The 17,075-nt window shown below is 61.7% G+C and carries 21 protein-coding genes; 6 read left to right on the top strand and 15 right to left on the bottom strand.

Annotated elements, in window-relative coordinates:
* Nucleotides 1–8: 8 nt before the first annotated feature.
* Nucleotides 9–725: an SOS response-associated peptidase gene (locus tag FG13_RS05605; RefSeq protein ID WP_081922452.1), complete on the bottom strand. Its 717-nt coding sequence runs from the start codon at nucleotides 723–725 to the stop codon at nucleotides 9–11.
* A gap of 145 nt (nucleotides 726–870) precedes the next feature.
* On the opposite strand from FG13_RS05605, the gene FG13_RS05600 reads away from it, so the two are divergent.
* On the top strand, nucleotides 871–1,092 hold the full coding sequence (locus FG13_RS05600; protein WP_035819178.1) for a hypothetical protein: 222 nt from the start codon (nucleotides 871–873) through the stop codon (nucleotides 1,090–1,092).
* Nucleotides 1,093–1,099: 7 nt separating this feature from the next.
* On the opposite strand, the gene FG13_RS05595 is transcribed toward FG13_RS05600, so the two are convergent.
* The 10 genes from FG13_RS05595 to FG13_RS05550 form a co-directional block, all read right to left on the bottom strand.
* Complete coding sequence (locus FG13_RS05595; RefSeq protein ID WP_035819175.1) at nucleotides 1,100–1,345, bottom strand: hypothetical protein; 246 nt, start codon at nucleotides 1,343–1,345, stop codon at nucleotides 1,100–1,102.
* Nucleotides 1,346–1,417: 72 nt separating this feature from the next.
* Nucleotides 1,418–1,732, bottom strand: coding sequence for a hypothetical protein (locus FG13_RS05590; RefSeq protein ID WP_035819172.1), 315 nt, complete (start codon nucleotides 1,730–1,732; stop codon nucleotides 1,418–1,420).
* A 237-nt stretch (nucleotides 1,733–1,969) separates the two neighbouring features.
* Nucleotides 1,970–2,176 (bottom strand): hypothetical protein, encoded by a 207-nt coding sequence (locus tag FG13_RS05585; RefSeq protein ID WP_099393766.1) that lies wholly within the window; start codon nucleotides 2,174–2,176, stop codon nucleotides 1,970–1,972.
* Nucleotides 2,177–2,282: 106 nt separating this feature from the next.
* Complete coding sequence (gene mntP, locus FG13_RS05580) at nucleotides 2,283–2,852, bottom strand: manganese efflux pump MntP (protein WP_035819167.1); 570 nt, start codon at nucleotides 2,850–2,852, stop codon at nucleotides 2,283–2,285.
* A gap of 57 nt (nucleotides 2,853–2,909) precedes the next feature.
* On the bottom strand, nucleotides 2,910–3,764 hold the full coding sequence (locus tag FG13_RS05575) for an undecaprenyl-diphosphate phosphatase (protein WP_035819164.1): 855 nt from the start codon (nucleotides 3,762–3,764) through the stop codon (nucleotides 2,910–2,912).
* A gap of 95 nt (nucleotides 3,765–3,859) precedes the next feature.
* The gene (locus FG13_RS05570; protein WP_035819161.1) at nucleotides 3,860–4,726 is read right to left on the bottom strand and encodes an alpha/beta hydrolase; all 867 of its coding nucleotides are present in this window, start codon (nucleotides 4,724–4,726) and stop codon (nucleotides 3,860–3,862) included.
* An 85-nt stretch (nucleotides 4,727–4,811) separates the two neighbouring features.
* The gene (locus FG13_RS05565) at nucleotides 4,812–5,453 is read right to left on the bottom strand and encodes a hypothetical protein (protein ID WP_051958589.1); all 642 of its coding nucleotides are present in this window, start codon (nucleotides 5,451–5,453) and stop codon (nucleotides 4,812–4,814) included.
* A gap of 104 nt (nucleotides 5,454–5,557) precedes the next feature.
* Complete coding sequence (locus tag FG13_RS05560) at nucleotides 5,558–5,890, bottom strand: hypothetical protein (RefSeq protein WP_035819158.1); 333 nt, start codon at nucleotides 5,888–5,890, stop codon at nucleotides 5,558–5,560.
* Nucleotides 5,891–5,915: 25 nt separating this feature from the next.
* Nucleotides 5,916–6,602, bottom strand: coding sequence for a hypothetical protein (locus FG13_RS05555; RefSeq protein WP_035819156.1), 687 nt, complete (start codon nucleotides 6,600–6,602; stop codon nucleotides 5,916–5,918).
* 103 nt (nucleotides 6,603–6,705) lie between these two features.
* Nucleotides 6,706–8,370 carry a DUF6138 family protein gene (locus FG13_RS05550; RefSeq protein ID WP_035819154.1) on the bottom strand — a complete coding sequence of 555 codons (1,665 nt, stop codon included), beginning with the start codon at nucleotides 8,368–8,370 and terminating at the stop codon, nucleotides 6,706–6,708.
* 431 nt (nucleotides 8,371–8,801) lie between these two features.
* Between FG13_RS05550 and FG13_RS05545 the strand changes: the two genes are divergently transcribed.
* Nucleotides 8,802–9,494 carry a DUF3334 family protein gene (locus tag FG13_RS05545; RefSeq protein WP_034784631.1) on the top strand — a complete coding sequence of 231 codons (693 nt, stop codon included), beginning with the start codon at nucleotides 8,802–8,804 and terminating at the stop codon, nucleotides 9,492–9,494.
* A 69-nt stretch (nucleotides 9,495–9,563) separates the two neighbouring features.
* Here the strand turns inward: FG13_RS05545 and FG13_RS05540 are convergent, their stop codons facing one another.
* From FG13_RS05540 to FG13_RS05530, 3 genes are read right to left on the bottom strand one after another with little or no spacing between them, the layout of a single operon-like run.
* Complete coding sequence (locus tag FG13_RS05540) at nucleotides 9,564–10,010, bottom strand: GNAT family N-acetyltransferase (RefSeq protein ID WP_051958587.1); 447 nt, start codon at nucleotides 10,008–10,010, stop codon at nucleotides 9,564–9,566.
* A 48-nt stretch (nucleotides 10,011–10,058) separates the two neighbouring features.
* Nucleotides 10,059–10,730, bottom strand: a complete 672-nt coding sequence (locus tag FG13_RS05535) for a hypothetical protein (RefSeq protein WP_152598691.1) — start codon at nucleotides 10,728–10,730, stop codon at nucleotides 10,059–10,061.
* Nucleotides 10,731–10,742: 12 nt separating this feature from the next.
* Nucleotides 10,743–11,297 (bottom strand): DUF2939 domain-containing protein, encoded by a 555-nt coding sequence (locus FG13_RS05530; protein WP_051958585.1) that lies wholly within the window; start codon nucleotides 11,295–11,297, stop codon nucleotides 10,743–10,745.
* Between the two features lie 209 nt (nucleotides 11,298–11,506).
* Between FG13_RS05530 and FG13_RS05525 the strand changes: the two genes are divergently transcribed.
* From FG13_RS05525 to FG13_RS05510, 4 genes are all read left to right on the top strand, one after another.
* Nucleotides 11,507–13,105, top strand: coding sequence for an ABC-F family ATPase (locus FG13_RS05525; RefSeq protein ID WP_034756044.1), 1,599 nt, complete (start codon nucleotides 11,507–11,509; stop codon nucleotides 13,103–13,105).
* A gap of 205 nt (nucleotides 13,106–13,310) precedes the next feature.
* Nucleotides 13,311–14,444: a quinolinate synthase NadA gene (nadA, locus tag FG13_RS05520; RefSeq protein WP_035819150.1), complete on the top strand. Its 1,134-nt coding sequence runs from the start codon at nucleotides 13,311–13,313 to the stop codon at nucleotides 14,442–14,444.
* Complete coding sequence (gene nadC / locus FG13_RS05515; protein ID WP_035819147.1) at nucleotides 14,441–15,307, top strand: carboxylating nicotinate-nucleotide diphosphorylase; 867 nt, start codon at nucleotides 14,441–14,443, stop codon at nucleotides 15,305–15,307. Before nadA ends, nadC begins: the two co-directional genes overlap by 4 nt.
* Nucleotides 15,307–16,071 carry a substrate-binding periplasmic protein gene (locus tag FG13_RS05510; RefSeq protein WP_035819144.1) on the top strand — a complete coding sequence of 255 codons (765 nt, stop codon included), beginning with the start codon at nucleotides 15,307–15,309 and terminating at the stop codon, nucleotides 16,069–16,071. The genes nadC and FG13_RS05510 overlap by 1 nt, the downstream gene beginning before the upstream one ends.
* A gap of 45 nt (nucleotides 16,072–16,116) precedes the next feature.
* On the opposite strand, the gene ypfJ is transcribed toward FG13_RS05510, so the two are convergent.
* A complete protein-coding gene (ypfJ, locus tag FG13_RS05505) occupies nucleotides 16,117–17,010 on the bottom strand; it encodes a KPN_02809 family neutral zinc metallopeptidase (RefSeq protein ID WP_035819141.1) in 894 nt (297 codons plus the stop codon).
* Nucleotides 17,011–17,075 lie beyond the last annotated feature (65 nt).

The raw sequence follows: 17,075 nt of genomic DNA, 5'->3' as shown, positions 1-17,075 counted from the left end.
CCATTGCCTTAGTCCGTTCCCCAGTCAAACGCGCTTTGCGCCGCGGCCGGCGATGGTGCTTTGGCCTTGGCGGTCGGCACCAGCGGATTGTCGACGGCATGCCACTCGAACAGTTCCACATCCAGCATGCAGGTGCGCGCCAGTTGCAGCGCTTGCTCGGGTGTCAGGGCGGGATCGAGCCAGCGGTGCGCGTCTTCCTGGCTGACGGCCACGGGGCGGCGGTCGTGGATATCGACCATGCCGCCCAGACTGTCGGCCGTCACCAGCACGAAGCCCGCTTCCTCGCGGTTGTGCTTGTAGGGGCCGAACTGGGCCAGCGCCAGCTGGAACAGAGGCGCGCGGTCCTTGCGGTGGATGTGCCACGGTTGCTTGCTGCCTTTCTCTCCCGTCCATTCATACCAGCCATTCACGCAAACGATGCCGCGCCCCGCGCGCAGCAAGGGTTTCCAGTAGGCGCCGGCGAGTTTTTCCAGGCGGGCATTGATAGCGATAGGGATTTTTTTCTTGCCGGGAGCGGGTGTGGCCGCGGCTGCCCAGGCGGGCCGGTAGCCCCAGAAGACATCGTCGACCCGGTGCACGCCATCCTGGATGTGCAGCACGGGCCGGTAGGTGCCGGGCGACACGTTCAGGTGCGGCTCGGCTTCGCTGTCGAATACGGCGTCGGTCCAGCCGAAGGACGACGCCAGCACGCGCGCCGTGTCATTTTGATCGAATCGTCCACACATGGCGAAATCATACCCGATCGCCCGGTCACGCGCGGGCAGGCGCGTGCGCGCTTCCTGTGTGTGATCAAACGTACAGACCGCCAGCGGTGTGCGGCGCACAGTAGGGACCAGTCAGCTTATTGACGCTTCTTGTACTGGAGGAAATATGTCTTTTGAAAATCCCACCATCCACAAAGGCTTTATCATCAGCGCCACGGCCAGCCAGCGCCGCGATGGCCGCTGGGTCGGCTCGTATGTGAGCCAGAACCAGGCCTGCGGCGCGTATGCGGACACTTGCGATTACGACGATTGCAGCAATGAAAAAGAGGCGCAGCAACTGGCGCTGTCCATCGGCTGGCGCCTGGCCGATGGCGTGTCGGCACGTTGAAACGGCCTTAGCGCTTGCCCCGCAAGGCCAGCAGCAGGCCGGCCAGGGGGAAGAGCAGGGTAGCGCCCAGCCGTACGGAGGTCAGTGAGGCGGTCTCCACACCCAGCACATGTGGCAAGGCCAGCAGCAACAGGGGCACGGGCACGGCGATGGCAAAGAAAAACAGGTACCACGAATAGCCATTCTTCTTGGCCAGCAAGGCAATCAGCGCGCAGCCGACGAGGAAGACCAGCGGCAAGTTCACATATTCCATTGTTCTGTGTTTTCATCCGGGAAAGCGCGTCATTATACGCGCCGCCAAGGCGTCCGGATGGACTTGCCGGCGTCAGTTGCCGACGAAATCCGGCGGCTGCGGCGCCTGCGGTGCCTGCTTTGTAGCGAGCGGCGCATCGGCCGGCAGCAGCGCCTTGATGGCGCCGTTATAGATGAGTTCCTGGGCATACGCCGATGCCTCGATCAAAGCCGCATGCACGGACTTGAAACTGCTGGGCGTTTCAATCAGCACCGGCTTGGCGTAGGCCTGCTGCGTATCGCCGCGCTTGCTGATCAAAATCATGCCCCGGTAGCGCCCATCCTTCTCCAGCGCCCCCGCCACATGAAATTCATAACCCCTGATCTGGTGTTTTTGTCCCTGATCCATGTCTCCCGCCTCCAGACCCGATTGTCGTGGCCCGGACCTTTTTATGCGTATCGAACAGCTGAGTGTTTGATTTGGCTCAAGACCGCCAATTCAAGCAATGGTTCAACTAGCGTATCGACGCTTGCTGCAAGCGTAGCGAGCGGAGGGGATGTGTGGCTGAGAAGCGCAACCGCACTTTGGTGCGGTGAGCATCGCCAGCCGCAAAGCGCCCCGCGCAGTAGCTTGCGGCAAGCGTCATCACCCCGCGCGAATGGCGCGGATCTGCTGGGCGGTTTCCTCGATCTCCCGATACGCTTCCTGGATATAGCCATTGATCGGATGCCCATCCATCCACTCGAAATAGGCGCGCTCGTCGTGTTTGATGGCAAATGGTATGTGGTGGTCGCGTATCGATTCAGCCGTTTCGCGCACCAGCGAGGCAAAAAGCAGCTCAAGAGTTTCCATGATGGTCACCTTGCGAGACAGGAATGCAGAGCCTTGAATGTAGCACAAAGCGCGTCGCCAGCCACGCTGGTGCCTGTGGCGTGCGCGCCCGTTGCCCGGCCCATCGTCAGGCCGGATGGCCGATATGCTCGTACAGGATCACGCAGCCGATGATGATCAGCACCAGGCCGCCCACCAGTTCAGCGCGCCGGCCCGCCACCGTACCCAGCACTCGGCCCAGCATCACGCCCAGGGTCACCATGACGAAGGTGGAAAAACCGATGGCGGCGGCCGTCACGACAATATTAGCGCCCAGCAGGGCCAGGCCAGCGCCCACCACCATGGCATCGATGCTGGTGGCCAGGCCCGTCACGGCCAGCACCCAGAACGAGTGCGACTGCGCTGGCGCCTCTTCCTCGTCGGCATCGGACAGCGCGTTGCGTATCATCAGCAAGCCGATGATGCCCAGCAGGCTGAAGGCGATCCAGTGGTCCCACGCTTCCACGTAAGGTGCGGCCACGCTGCCCAGGGCCCAGCCGATGATGGGCGTGATGGCTTCGATGACGCCAAAGATCAGCCCCGTGCGCAGCGCCTCGCGCCATTGCGGCTTGTGCAGGGCGGCGCCCTTGCCCACGGCGGCCGCGAAGGCGTCGGTGGACATGGCAAGCGAGAGGGCGGCGGTGGCGGCGAAATTCATCGTTGGCTTTCTGTAAACCTGGCTGGGATGTGTGTATAAACTGCAAACCCGGCGATTTTACCCCAGGTACAGCACTACCAAGGAGGCCAGCAGGCAATACGCGCCAAAGAAATGCCAGCGCCCTTGCTCGAGCCAGCGCGACAGCCAGCGCAGGGCCAGCAAGCCGGCCAGGAACGACAGCAGCATGCCCAGCAGGCTGGGGCCGAGCAGGTGCAGCAGGCTGTTGCCGTGTTCCAGATGGTCCAGGCTGCCATTTGCCACGGCCTGGTAGAAGCGCCAGCCTTCCTTGGCCAGCACGGCAGGGGTCAGCACGACGGCCAGGGCAAAGCTGAATTCCTCGGCGCGGCGCTGCGGCACGCCCATGGCGATGCCGGCGGAAATGGTGGCGCCCGAGCGGGAAAAGCCCCGGAAAGGCAGGCACAGGCCTTGCACGGCGCCGATCACCATCGCCTTGCCGATGGACAAGGTGCCATGCTGGCGCGCTTGCAGGCGCGACGAGACAATGATCAGGACGCCGGCGGCAGCCAGCGCGGCGGCCATCAGCTTCGCGTTGCCGAACAGGTGTTCGATTTCAAAACCGGGCGCATCCTTGCTCATGACGTGCGTAATGCCCTTCAGCAATCCGAAGCCGACGATGCCCGTCAGGGCCGTGGCGGCCGCGAGCAGCAGGACATTGCTGCGGAAGGCGCTGGCCGAACTGAAATACGTGGCGCGCCAGGATTTCCAGAAATACACGATGACGGCGAACATGGTGCCCGTATGCAGCATCACCAGCAGCATGGTCAGCTCCGGCGAGGTGGGATCGAGGCCCATCCATTTTTCCGCCATGATGACGTGGGCGGAACTGGACACGGGCAGCAGCTCGGCGAAGCCCTGGACGATGGAAAGGATAAATAATTGAAGAAAACTCATGGATATCTGTAATCGGGCGGGGAAAGAAGGGCCGCCGATTTTACCCGCCCGATCTTGCTATTACGTTCCCCGCCAGATTACAGTTTGTCCATGTTTTATTGCCCAGCCGGCGCCTGCGGCTGGAATACGCTGCGGAACGCCTTCAGGGCTGCCGGGTGATAGATCGTGCCGTGGGTTTCTTCCTGCATCTTTTCCACATGCCATTGCAGGCCGCCCGGTGCCTGTTTCTCCAGCACCTCGGCCAGGCGCTGCACTTCGATGGCGATGCCCGCTTCGCTGCTCGATGCCAGGTACAGGCTGTGCTTGCCTGGTTTGCCCTTGGCTATCAGCCCGGCCGCCTGGCGCGGCAGGGCGCCGTGGTTCCACCACAGGCTGGGGTCGAAGGCCAGGTAATGGTCGAACAACTGCGGTTCCAGCAGATAGGTTTCCACCACGAACAGGCCGGCCAGCGATTCGCCGACGATGGCCGTCTCACCCGTCGTGCGGTAGCGGCGCCTGACTTCCGGCATCAGTTCGTCGCGGATGAAGGCCCGGTAGGCCGACGCGCCACCCACAATGGGGGCGATCTTGCGGTCTTCCGCATTCTCCGTCGGCCCCGTCAAATCGCGCCGGCGCTGCGTGTTTTGCATGCCGACCAGCATGAAAGGGCGCATCGTGCCATTCGCTACCGACACTTGCAGCAAGCCGGCCACGTGCAAAAAATCTTCCGCTACGCCGCCGTCCGGCATGTACAGCACGGGCAACGGTGCGTCGGGGGGCGTATCCCAGGCGCGCGCCATGTACACATTGATGTGGCGCTTTTCCTGCAGCGCCTGCGAATCGATGCTGAAACTTTCGCCGATGACGAGCGGCGTGGCCGCGCTGGAGGAAGCGGTGGCGGCGGGCGCGGCATTGGCGAGGTGGAAGGGGCTGGACAGCAGCAGGGCGGCGGCGAGGTGCAGTGCAAGGCAGGAGCGGCGCATGGTTTCCCGTGATAAGTAGTGGATCGATGGCATGTACGTGTATGGACGTGCCATCGGGCAATTCTATCTTATCTTTGGTGCAGCATTACTTGATCGTCAAGAGTTTCCGCTCGCGCACGATACCTGCCTTGTCGATCGTGTAGGCGACCAGCAGCGCGCCATCCTCGGCGCAGGCGTGGCAGGTGATCAGGGGCGTGGAAAACAGCACGCTCTGGCCGCCATCGCTGGTCGCCGTGCTGCCGACGAAATCGGCGGGCGCAAACGGGACAGCGTCCGGATGGGCGGCGGCAAACGCGCGCCAGGCCGGCGTGGCGCGGTCTTCCTCGCCCACTGAGCCTTCGTCGACGTCGATGGCGGCGCCATCGCTGCCGATCAGCAAGGTGCCTTCATTCGTGTTGGCGCGGAACGGATAGGTAACGGTGGCCAGGGCCGCCTTGCCCAGCGGGCGCCAGGCGGAGATGAAGCCGGCCTTGTTTGCCTTCACCAGCATCCGGGCGGCGGCGATGGCTTGCGGATGCGCGCCGCTGCGCTGCATGGTGCGCAACAGGCAGACGTCGGGCGCGGTCGTCGATTGTTCGCTGCGGCAAGCCGACAGCGAGCGTTCCTGCCACACGGCGCGCGCGTCGACGGGGCCGATGGCTGGAAGGCCGGCCGCCTGCGCGCTTGCCAGAGCGGAGAAAGCAAGTATGGCGCAGCCGAATACCTGGCGGGAAAATTGTGTGGGCATGGGGAACTTTCTGTAGCGGAAACAATAGAGCCTCCGATTATAGGAGGGGGCCGGCGAGCTTGCCCACACGAAACGGCCTCGCTGGCGGCCGGCTTGCGCCTCGATCAGCGCTTTTTTGCCGCCGCCTGGCGCAAGGCCTTCGCTTCCTGCTTGTTGGGGATATGCGGGCGCTTGGCCAGTTCCGCCTTGACGGCGGCGATGGCGGCACCGAATAGCTGTTCAGCCTGCTCGACGCTGGCGCCCGCATAGTGCTGCTGGTTGGATTGGGCTGCACGCAGCCGGCGCAGCAGCGCCAGCAATTGCTTGCCGTGCAGGGCAGGCAAGTCCTGCGCCAGCACTTGCGCGCCCAGCGTGACCTCCACATGCTCGGGGGCGAGCAGCTGCAGCAAGGCCAGGCCTGCAGGCTGGGCGACTGGGGTCAGTTTGGGCTTGTCCATCGGCAGTTTAAAGCTCCGTGTAGGATTACAAGTATTCCCAGATTTCATCGAAGGTTTCGCGCGCGAAATCGTTGCGCCACGCTTCCGAGTTCTTTTCGCGGCTGACGCCAAACACGGCGCGCCACGTCTGCTTCGGCGAGCTCGTGTAGGTTGCGGCGATCTTTTCCAGGCCGGCCTTGCATTGCTCGACCTTGCAGCCGCTCTTCGCCAGTTGCTGGGCCGCAGGCGCCCAGGCGACAGGCGCCTTGACGACCTGGCATTCGAAGCTGACGGCGACCGTCTGCATGCCGTTTTCCACCGTGACCGGGTCCGCCTTGGTGGCCTGGCAGGCGGTGCCATTCTTGGCGGCGATAACGTTCGCGGCCAGCTGTTCGGCGGCGGGCGTCAGGGCCGCGCGCATGGTCGCGGGGAACAGGTCGGCGATCAGTTTGCCCGTTTGCGTTGGGAACTTGGCATCCGCTTCCTTCAAGCCGCTGTACGACGCGTATTCGGCGCTTTGATGGCCCGCCAGGCGGGTCGGGCGCAGGTAGGCGTTGAGTTTGGCAACGCTGGCTTCATCCTGGTTGATGATGGTCTTGATGTACAGATTGGCTACGTCCAGCGGAGCTAGTTCCACGGCGTCGGCGGCGATGGCGGGCTGAGCCAGCGCCACGGCGGCGGCCATGCTTGCCGCCAGCAGGGCGGCGCGCGAGCTTGTTTGTGTTTGTTGCATGTATTTTCTCCATGATTCAATGTCAGGCGCCAAAAGATGCTTTAAAGAAATTTTGGCGCCCGCATTATAAATGGTGAAAGTCATAACGTTGCACACATTAGGCCTACCCCTTGCTGGCTGCTTCAAGCAAAGCCAGCAGCAGCTCCTTGCGCCGGCCTTGCGCCTTGCGCGCCAGCGTCGCCACTTTTTCCAGCTTGCCCCAGACTGGATACAGCATGTGTTCCACCTGATAGCCTTCCAGCCCTTGCAGTTGCTGGAAGAATAGTTCCAGTTTCTCGACATCTTCCAGTTCCGCCTGGATTTTCACTTTGGCGTTATCCGTGCACGCGCGCAGGCAGGCCGCCAGCACGGGGACGGAGTCTGGCGTGACGCCATGCTTTTCAGCAAAGGCCGCCGTGAACTGGTCCTGCACACACTGGTGTTCCTCGTCGACGTTGGCCATGTAGTGCTGCACCAGCGGGAAATAGCGAGCGTCGAGCAGGCCCAGCCCAAACGTGGCGTAACTGCCTGGCATGCAGTTCTTTTCGCCTTCCGTATCGGCATAAAATTCGAATTGCTCGATGGCGGCGCGCGCATACGCTTCCATCTGCGGCTGCAGGGCGGGCCAGGCGAGGGCGTTGGCAAAGAAGCGGTGCGTGTCGGATTTCGCCAGTCCTTTCAAGGGCAGATATGCCTTGACCTTCGATTTGAGCTTGATCTGGTAGCTTTTCGGAAAGCCGTTGTTCAGCAAATGCGTGACGAACGCCAGCGCCTGCGCATACGCGTCTTCCTCTTCCTGGACGATGCTGATGTTAATCGTGGCAAACACATCGTTGGCGCGGCATTCCAGCTGGGCATTTTTCAGGTGGATGGCGTCGGGCGCGAAAGTGCCGCTGCCTTCCTTGAGCATGCGCACGGCCCGTTCGCTACCCAGTTCGCGGGCGATTTCCAGGAATTTCAGGCCCGTCGACTTGGCGTAGCTCGGTTCGTGGCGCAATATCATCACGGCGCCATACAGCAGCAGGTCGATCGGCGCCAGCGCCTGCGCGTCTGGCGCCGCGCCCGCTTTCAAGCTGTATTCGGCGCTGCGGTAGCTCGATTTCTGCACGTCATAGAACTGCGGCAGGAACTGCTTTTCCGCCCAGGCCGTCACGGCCTGGATGATGTCGCTGCGGTGTTCGGCCAGCGCTTGCGGGCGCGACTTGTTCAGTTGCTCGATGCGCTCGAATAGGGCGATCGTCCAGGCGATATCGGGCTGCGGAAACAGCAGGGGATCGAGCAGGTGGCGCGCGAGGAAGAAGGTTTCCAGTTTTTTCGTCGGCCGCTTGCCGTGCTCGAGTTTTTGCGTGACGTAAGTATGTATGCGTTCGAGCAGGGTTTGGCGCTTGCCTTCGTTGACGTATTCCAGCAAGGTCAGGTGCAGCTTGCCCTGCGCCGTCTGGAATTTGCCGCGGAAGCTGAAGCGGTAGTCGATCATCGGTGTGTCGGCCAGTGTCTCCAGCTTCGCTTGCACCATGGCAACCAGCTGGGGCGCGATGCTGTCGCGCACGACGGCTTCATCGAGGCGCGCCGGCGTGCGGGGACGCACGTCGTCGTCGAAGCCCAGGTCGATCTCGTCGGCGGTGGTGCGTCCTGGTTTGTAGTCGAGCAAGAAATCATTAAAGATGCCCATCTGCAGGGTGGTCCGATTCACGGCGCTTTCCAGATCGGTGCGCTTCAGGCGCTCGGCAAACCACGCCTCCACGGCCGCCATCATTTCCGCCGTTGCCTGTTCTTGCAGTGTACTCATCCTCTCATGCCTTTCGCTGGTTGTTGTCCTGGCGGCGCCGTTGCGTCCCGCGGGGGCAGTATACGTGATGCTGCCTTTTCGCCATGGTTTCAAGCGTGCCAGGCTGATTCTTTCTGCATGCTTATCTTCCGCATAATGTTGCCTTGCGATGTATTGGTATTTCCGCACAGATCGTCAAGTAAATGCAGGTATGGCTGGACGGAAATGTTACATCTGGGTATTCTGCGCATGATACTTATTTCTATACAGTTATTTCTATACAGAAAAAGGTAAGAGGGCGGTTCGTACCGGCGGCAACGCGGCGCGCCCCGCCACGCAAGGTCAGGCATGCAAAGGTGAAGTCGTCCGCCAGCTGAGCGAAACGGTCAGTTTCGGCTCGCGGCGGGCAGGGAACAGTGCTGTCATCTTAAAAATAGTAGGAGAGGTTGCTCATGGATGCAGAAAAGGATGTTGTGTACGGTACAGAAGATTTGTTGATGAGTTTGTGCAACTCGGTGGTTCGGGTGCTCAACGTTGCAACGCAAAGTAAAGTCAATTATTCAGGCATGGTGCAGCGCATTACGAAGACCGGCCTGAAGCCGGACATCGGCTGTTTCGTGATGTTCGATGGCGGTTTCACAGGCCTGGTGGTGCTTAATTTTGCCGCCGATACGGCAATGGAAATCTACGAGCGCTATATGTTGCACATGGGCATGCCGAAGTCGGAACTGGCCAGCTTCTACACGTCGGACGAAGTGTCGAACATCATGGGCGAGCTGATGAACCAGATCGTGGGCGACTTCACGGGCAAGGTGCGGCGCGAACTGCAAACGAACATCACCCAAAGCCAGCCGAAGATGCTGGTGCTGAACAAGCAGGTGATGCTTAGCGTCGACACGCCGCTGGACCGCCCGGAAATGCGCCGCGTCACTTTCTATACGGAAAAGAACAATATTTTCTATCTGGAACTGGCGATCGACCGTACCGAGTTCATCAAGCTGCACGATTTCGATTCGCGCGAAGTCGACGCCGACTCGCTGATGGATGGCGAATTCGCGAACCGCGAACGCGACGCCGCTCCCGCGCCTGCGGCGGAACCGGAAGACGACGACAACGCTGATCTGCTCAAGTCGCTGGGCATGTAAGCAGCGGTTGTTGACCGTGCTTGATCGTGGCTGGCGGCAGGTTTGCCGCCGGCCACTGTCGTATGCAGCCTACAAGGCCTTGCTCATGAATACCCGGCTCGTGCCTTCGGGGCTGCAGGCGATGTCGCCGAAGCGGCGCCAGCCGCGCCGCTCGTAAAATTCGGGCGCCTGGAAACTGATGGTGTACAGCACCGCCGAAGCGCAGCCGCGCCGGCGTCCTTCCTCTTCGAATTGCGCCAGTATCTGGCTGCCCAGGCCCAGCCCACGCAAGGCGGCGGGCAAATAAAACAGATCGAGAAACAGCAGGCCCAGCGAGGTCCGGCCCATGGCGCCGCCCAGCACCCGCTGGCTGTCGCGGTCGCGCACGACCACGCTCAATACCTGCCTGTCGCTATAGCCGGTGATGGCATCGTTGTAGGCGTTCAAGCCCTCGAGGATGGTTTGCTCGGCCTCCGCGTCGATCGTGGCGCTGACGCAGATGGTGTAGGGCAAGGCGTTGTGCGGGTGTGCAGGCATGGCGGACAGGAGAATAGTCGATAACTGTATAAATATACAGTATATTGACTAATTTTGCCCGGCTTGTTGCGGCAACGTCAATGTTTCCATGCGGCGCATGCCCACCATGCCGCTTTGCTGGCTGTCATCGAGCGACCAGTATTCGAGCGCATACGCATGGCTGCCATCGATGATGGTCAGCGATTCCTTCTGGCGTCCGTTGGGCGCCTTGTAATACAGGCGCCGCGCTGGCCTGCCATCCACAGTCTGCTTGAACGATTGCGCCGCCATGCGGGCGCGCTTGCCCGTTTTGCCCGCCATTGACATGGCCGTGATCGTCACATAGGCCCGGTCCGGGCAGCGGGCCAGCAAGTGCGCGCCGCTCAGGACGGTGGGTTGCGCTTGTTCCAGCGGGAAACCGAACGGCTGCACGCCGACGATATCCATACAGCCCATCTGTTGCGCCAGGCCGGTCAAAGCGACCGGATCGAGCGCGCTGGTATAGTGTTTTTCAGCGGCCTGCGCCTGTCCCAATGCCAGACGGCGCTCCAGTTCGGCCAGCGAAATGTCGCTGGGCACGGGTAGCGGGGCAGGGGCGTCAGGATCGGCGGCCGTGGATGTTTCCGCCTGCATGCGCGCGGCAACGGAGTGGCTGCTCCCGGCTGTGCCATCGAGTGCGTGGGCGAGTGATGTGGCGCTGGCAAGGGCCATGGCCAGCGATAAAGCTGGGTGTTTCAGCATGAAATTTCCCACTTAACGTGCGGCCATCGCCGACGCAATCTCGATTGAACTGAGTTTCCAGCCCCACACGCCATGGCGCAGCAGGACCAGCGCGCCGTCCTGCGCATTACCGTCTTTTGCCCGCACGACAAAGGTGTTCACGCCGGCATAGCCTGCCGAATACTCGGCCTTTTTCTGCGCGCCATCGGCGGGCGCGTCCGCCGTGTCGCTTGCTTGCGGACTGACGGCGCTCTTGTTGACCAGCGCGACGACGCCTGCGGGCGAGACCATGGTATCGACCATCTTGCCCAGCATGGCACTGGCGATCGACTGGCCCAGCGCGGCCAGCGGGTTGCCGCTGCCGGCGGTCGCTTCGATGCTGCGTGCCATGCTGGCCTCCAGCTGCGTCTTGACGCTGGCGCGCAAGGCGGGGAAGTCCACGTGTGCGGCCAGGGCTTTGGCGTTGCGCTCGGCCAGCGCGGTCTTGATCTGGTGCAAGGTGTAGTAGGGCGAAGCGTAGACGGAGGCGGCGACGGCAACGGCAACGGCAACGGCGGCCAGGGCGGCGGCGATGGTGATTTTTTTCAAGTGAGGCCTGTAAGGTAGAGGGAGAAAACGGATGCCGCGCAGCGTATCTGCTAAATGGGAATACGGCAATCGTATTTTCTTGCCATTATTTCTTTGCATTGATTTCCAACGTCCTGGCTGGCCCCCTATAGAGGGAAGAGGGTGGGTGCTGTATAATGGGTGCAAAGTACCTAACTAGCTGTTTTAACTGAATAAAGACCCAATATCACATGCTATCTACAGCAAATATTACGATGCAGTTTGGCGCAAAGCCATTGTTTGAGAATATCTCCGTCAAGTTCGGCGACGGCAACCGCTATGGTTTGATCGGCGCGAACGGCTGCGGCAAGTCGACGTTCATGAAGATCCTGGGCGGCGATCTGGACCCGTCGGGCGGCAACGTCATGCTCGATACCAACGAACGCCTGGGCAAGCTGCGCCAGGACCAGTTTGCCTTTGAAGACATGCGCGTCCTCGACGTCGTCATGATGGGCCACACGGAAATGTGGGCCGCCATCCAGCAACGCGACGCGATCTACGCGAACCCGGAAGCGACCGACGATGACTACATGCAGGCGGCCGAGCTGGAAGGCAAAGTCTCCGAATACGACGGCTACACGGCCGAATCGCGCGCCGGCGAACTGTTGCTGGGCGCCGGTGTCGCCATCGACCTGCATCAAGGCCCGATGAGCAATGTCTCGCCAGGCTGGAAGCTGCGCGTGCTGCTGGCGCAGGCGCTGTTCTCGAACCCGGACATCCTGCTGCTCGACGAGCCGACGAATAACCTGGATATCAACACGATTCGCTGGCTGGAAGACGTGCTCAACGAGCGCAACTCCACCATGATCATCATTTCCCATGATCGCCACTTCCTGAACCAGGTCTGCACCCACGTGGCCGACATGGACTACGGCACCCTGAAGATTTACCCAGGCAATTACGACGAATACATGTTCGCTTCGACCCAGGCGCGCAACCAGCAGCTGGCCAACAACGCGAAAGCGAAAGACAAGGTTGCCGAGCTGCAGGAATTCGTGCGCCGCTTCGCAGCCAATAAATCGAAGGCCCGCCAGGCCACGTCGCGCGCCAAGCAGATCGAAAAGATCAAGGTCGACGACATCAAGCCATCGTCGCGCGCCTATCCCTTCGTGCGTTTCGACGGCGAAAAGAAATTGCACCGCCTGGCCGTGGAAGTCGAGAACATCTCGAAAGGTTTCGACCGCCAGCTGTTCAAGAACTTCAGCATCATGGTCGAAGCGGGCGAACGCATCGCTATCATCGGCGCCAACGGCGCCGGCAAGACCACCATGCTGCGCTGCATCGCGGGCGACATTGCCGGCTTGCAGCCTGACCAGGGCCGCGTGAAGTGGGCGGAAAACGCCAACGTGGGCTACATGCCGCAAGATCCGACGGAAGATTTCGCCAAGGACACGAACCTGACCGACTGGATCGGCCAGTGGACGAAAGAGGGCGACGACGACCAGGCCGTGCGCTCCATCCTGGGCCGCTTGCTGTTCGGTGGCGACGATGTGAAAAAGGCCGTCAAGGTACTGTCCGGTGGTGAAAAAGGCCGCATGATGTACGGCAAGCTGATGCTGGGCCGCCACAACGTGCTGATGCTCGATGAGCCGACCAACCACATGGACATGGAATCGATCGAATCCCTGAACATCGCGCTGGAAAAATACGCTGGCACCCTGATCTTCGTGTCGCATGACCGCGAATTCGTCTCCTCGCTGGCGAACCGCATCATCGAGATCAAGGAAGATGAAGTGGTCGATTACCGTGGCAACTACGAAGACTATTTGAAGAGCCAAGGTATTGATTAATTTGTAGGGTAACGTTGCGTCGGATTACGCGCTGTGCGCTAATCCGACCTACGTCAGGGTGAGTTGCCCGGATTGGTCGCGTAATCCGACAATTCCGGCCAGCGAAGCCACCCAGCACCACACCGACGCGCCGCGGTCCTTTCGTTCCGGCGCACCTGCTTTATTGCAATCGTGCCGGTCTATCCCGTTTTTGTTTGACACAGCCATGCAAACTTTAGCCATCAAATCCGTCGAGTACGAACATCCACAAGACGGAGCCAGCTGCACTGCCCACGCCTGGGCACGCACGCCAGCGACGCCTTCCCCGGCTGAAAAAGCCGAACTGATCACGCGCATCAAGCGCCTGCTGATCGAGCGCGAAGCCGTGCTCGTTGCCCACTACTACGTTGATGCTGATCTGCAAGACCTGGCCGAAGCCACAGGCGGCTGCGTCTCCGATTCCCTGGAAATGGCCCGCTTCGGGCGCGACCATCCGGCCAAGACCCTCGTCGTGGCCGGCGTGCGTTTCATGGGCGAAACGGCAAAGATCCTCAGTCCCGAGAAAACCGTGCTGATGCCCGATCTCGACGCGACCTGTTCGCTCGACCTCGGTTGCCCGGCCGATGAATTCACGGCCTTCTGCGACGCCCATCCGGACCGCACGGTTGTCGTCTACGCCAACACCAGCGCGGCCGTCAAGGCGCGCGCGGACTGGATGGTGACCTCGTCCATCGGCCTCGATATCGTGGCTCACCTGCATGCGCAGGGCAAGAAAATCCTGTGGGCGCCCGACAAGCACCTGGGCGGGTATATTCAAAAGCAGACGGGCGCCGACATGCTGCTGTGGCAGGGTAGCTGCCTCGTGCATGACGAATTCAAGGGCATCGAACTCGATTTGCTCAAGGAAGAGTATCCGCAAGCCAAGGTGCTCGTGCACCCGGAGTCGCCCGCGAACGTGGTGGCGCTGGCCGATATGGTCGGTTCCACGTCGCAAATGATTGCGGCAGCGCAAACCATGGACACGGACACTTTTATTGTCGCCACCGACAACGGCATCCTGCACAAAATGCGCGCGGCCGCGCCAGGAAAACGTTTCATCGAAGCGCCCACGGCCGGCAACAGCGCCACCTGCAAGAGCTGCGCGCACTGCCCGTGGATGGCCATGAACGGCTTGCTGAACCTGGCGCAGACGCTGGAAAACATGCATAACGAAATCCACGTCGATCCTGCCGTCGGCCAGCTGGCCGTGCGCTCGATCAACCGTATGCTCGATTTCGCCGCCGCCAAGAAGGCAGGCCTCAAGCCGGGTGCTGACCTGGCAAAAGAAACCACATTGTTCCAAGGAATCGGTCCAGCATGAGTACCCTCGTTAATTCTTTCGCTCCTTTTGATGCGGCCCTGGCGCGCGCGTTCGAAGGCAATTTGCTGGCTGCCTTGCTGGAAGACGTGGGTCAGTGCGACCTGACGGGCGAGCTGGTGCCGCCCGACCATATCGTCACGGCACGTGTCATCGTGCGCGAAGCGGCCGTGCTGTGCGGCGCGCCGTGGTTCGAAGGCATCATGAAAAGCCTGGACCGCAGCATCGACATCGTTTGGCATTACGCCGAAGGCGACCTGATGACGGCCGACAGCGTCGTCTGCACGATTCAAGCGCCGGCGCGCGCCTTGCTCACGGCCGAGCGCAGCGCCCTCAATTTCCTGCAATTGCTGTCGGCGGTCGCCACGGCCACGCGCCAGTATGTCGATGTGGTCGCCGGCACCAAGGCGTCCATTTTAGATACGCGCAAGACCTTGCCTGGCCTGCGCCTGGCGCAAAAGTACGCGGTACGCGTCGGTGGCGGCAAGAACCAGCGCCTGGCCCTGTACGACGGCATTTTGATCAAGGAAAACCATATCGCGGCCGCCGGCGGCGTCAGCCAGGCCCTGGAAAACGCGCGCAACCTCGACGCGGGCGTGCCCGTGCAAATCGAGGTGGAAACCCTGGCGCAATTGCAGGAAGCGCTGGATGCGGGCGCCGTCTCCGTGCTGCTCGATAACTTCAGCAACGACATGATGCGCGACGCCGTGGCATTGACGGCTGGCCGCGCCTTGCTGGAAGCGTCCGGCGGCATCAACGTCGACACCGTGCGCGCCATCGCCGAAACAGGCGTGGACCGCATCTCGATCGGCAGCCTGACCAAGGATGTGCGGGCCACCGATTACTCCTTGCGCATCGTCGGCTGATGAAAAAAGCAGGGCGGCGCCTGCTGGCCCTGGCGCTGCTGTGGCCCGTGCTGCTTGTGCCATCGCAGGCGCCAGCCCGGGAACTGCTGGCCGTGGGCGCGCAGTTCGAGCGCGTGTTCGAGTATCAAAACAGCGGTGAATATGGCGGCCTGGGCGCGGAACTGCTGCGCCTGATGGCGGCGCGCACGGGGCACACCGTGCGTTTTCGCATGGTGCCGTGGGCGCGCGCGCAAGCCATGCTGGTGCAGGGCCAGGCCGATATCCTGATCGGCCCTTACAAGACGCCCGAGCGCATCGCCAGCATGGCGTTTTCCGACAAGCCGTTTTACCAGGACCAGATGGTGTTTTATACGCGCCAGGATGCCAGCTTCGGCTGGGATGGCGACTACGCGGTGCTGAAGAACCGCCGGGTGGTGCTGCTCAATGGCTGGGCCTATGGCGCGGACTGGGAGCGCGTGCGGCCCGGCTTGCAGGTCAGCGTGGCCAACAACGTGGAAAATGGCTTGAAGATGCTGGTGCACAACCACGTCGACGTGTTTGTCAGCAACCGCCGCAATACCGATCCCGTCATCGCCCGTCTGGGCTACGGCCGCCAGGTGAAACCCCTGCCCAAAGTCATCGACGTACAAAACGGCTATTTCGCCTTCCCCCGTTCGCCCACTTTCGACAAGCTGCGCCTGCAGTTCGACCAGGAACTGAACAGCCTGATCGAGACGGGCGAGCTGAAACGATTAGGCAAGCGCTACGACGTCAGCGTGCCCTGATGGATGCGCATGCCGGCCCGCGCGGGGCGGCATGCGTGGATTCATTTACAACTGGCGCGCCTCGAACGTATTGCACTGGGCAATCTGACCGCTTTCGATGCCCTTGGTAAACCAGCGCACGCGCTGTTCCGAGGTGCCGTGCGTAAACGAGTCGGGCACGACGTGGCCTTGCGCCTGGCGCTGCAGCGCATCGTCGCCGATGGCCGTGGCCGCTTTCAGGGCCGCTTCCACGTCGCCCTGTTCCAGGATCTTGCGATCCTGGTTCGCGTGGAAGGCCCACACGCCGGCAAAGCAGTCGGCCTGCAATTCCAGGCGTACGGACATGGCGTTAGCCTGGCGCTCCGACTGCGTGCGGCGCGCATTGTCGACCTTTTCGGACAAGCCCATCAGGTTTTGCACGTGGTGGCCCACTTCATGCGCGATCACGTAGGCTTCGGCAAACTCGCCCGACACCTTGAAGCGCTGCTGCATCAAGTTGAAGAAATCGAGGTCCAGATAGACTTTCTGGTCGCCGGGGCAGTAGAACGGCCCGCTGGCGCTCTGGCCCGTGCCGCAGGCGGTCGGAATGCTGCCCGAGAACAATACCAGCTTGGGTTTCACATAGCTGCCGCCCTCGGCCTTGAACAGGGCGCCCCACGTGTCTTCCGTATCGGCCAGCACGGTTTTCACGAAGCGGGCCATGTCGTCCGATTCGGGCGGCTGGCGCGCCGGCGCCTGGCTTTGCTGGGTGCTGATCTGGCCGCCACCGCCGCTGAGCAGGTTCAGCAAGGTCAGGGGATTGACGCCCAGCACATACGAGCCGACGAGGGCGATGACGATGGTGCCGATGCCGATCGAGCGCCCGCCAAAACCAAAGCCACCGCCACCGCCGCTCCCACCACCGTCTTCGCCACGGCGATCTTCCACATTGTCGCTTTCGCGATTGCCTTCCCATTTCATGATATCTACTCCTGCTGCGATTTGCGATTGATTGGTGACGCCGCAAGATGTCTCTTGCGGTGAAT

Origin of the sequence: Janthinobacterium sp. RA13 (assembly GCF_000745325.1) — a bacterium.
Lineage (GTDB): Bacteria > Pseudomonadota > Gammaproteobacteria > Burkholderiales > Burkholderiaceae_D > Janthinobacterium > Janthinobacterium rivuli.
Note: the sequence above shows the minus strand (reverse complement) of the source record. Positions and strands in the feature narration are given on the sequence as shown.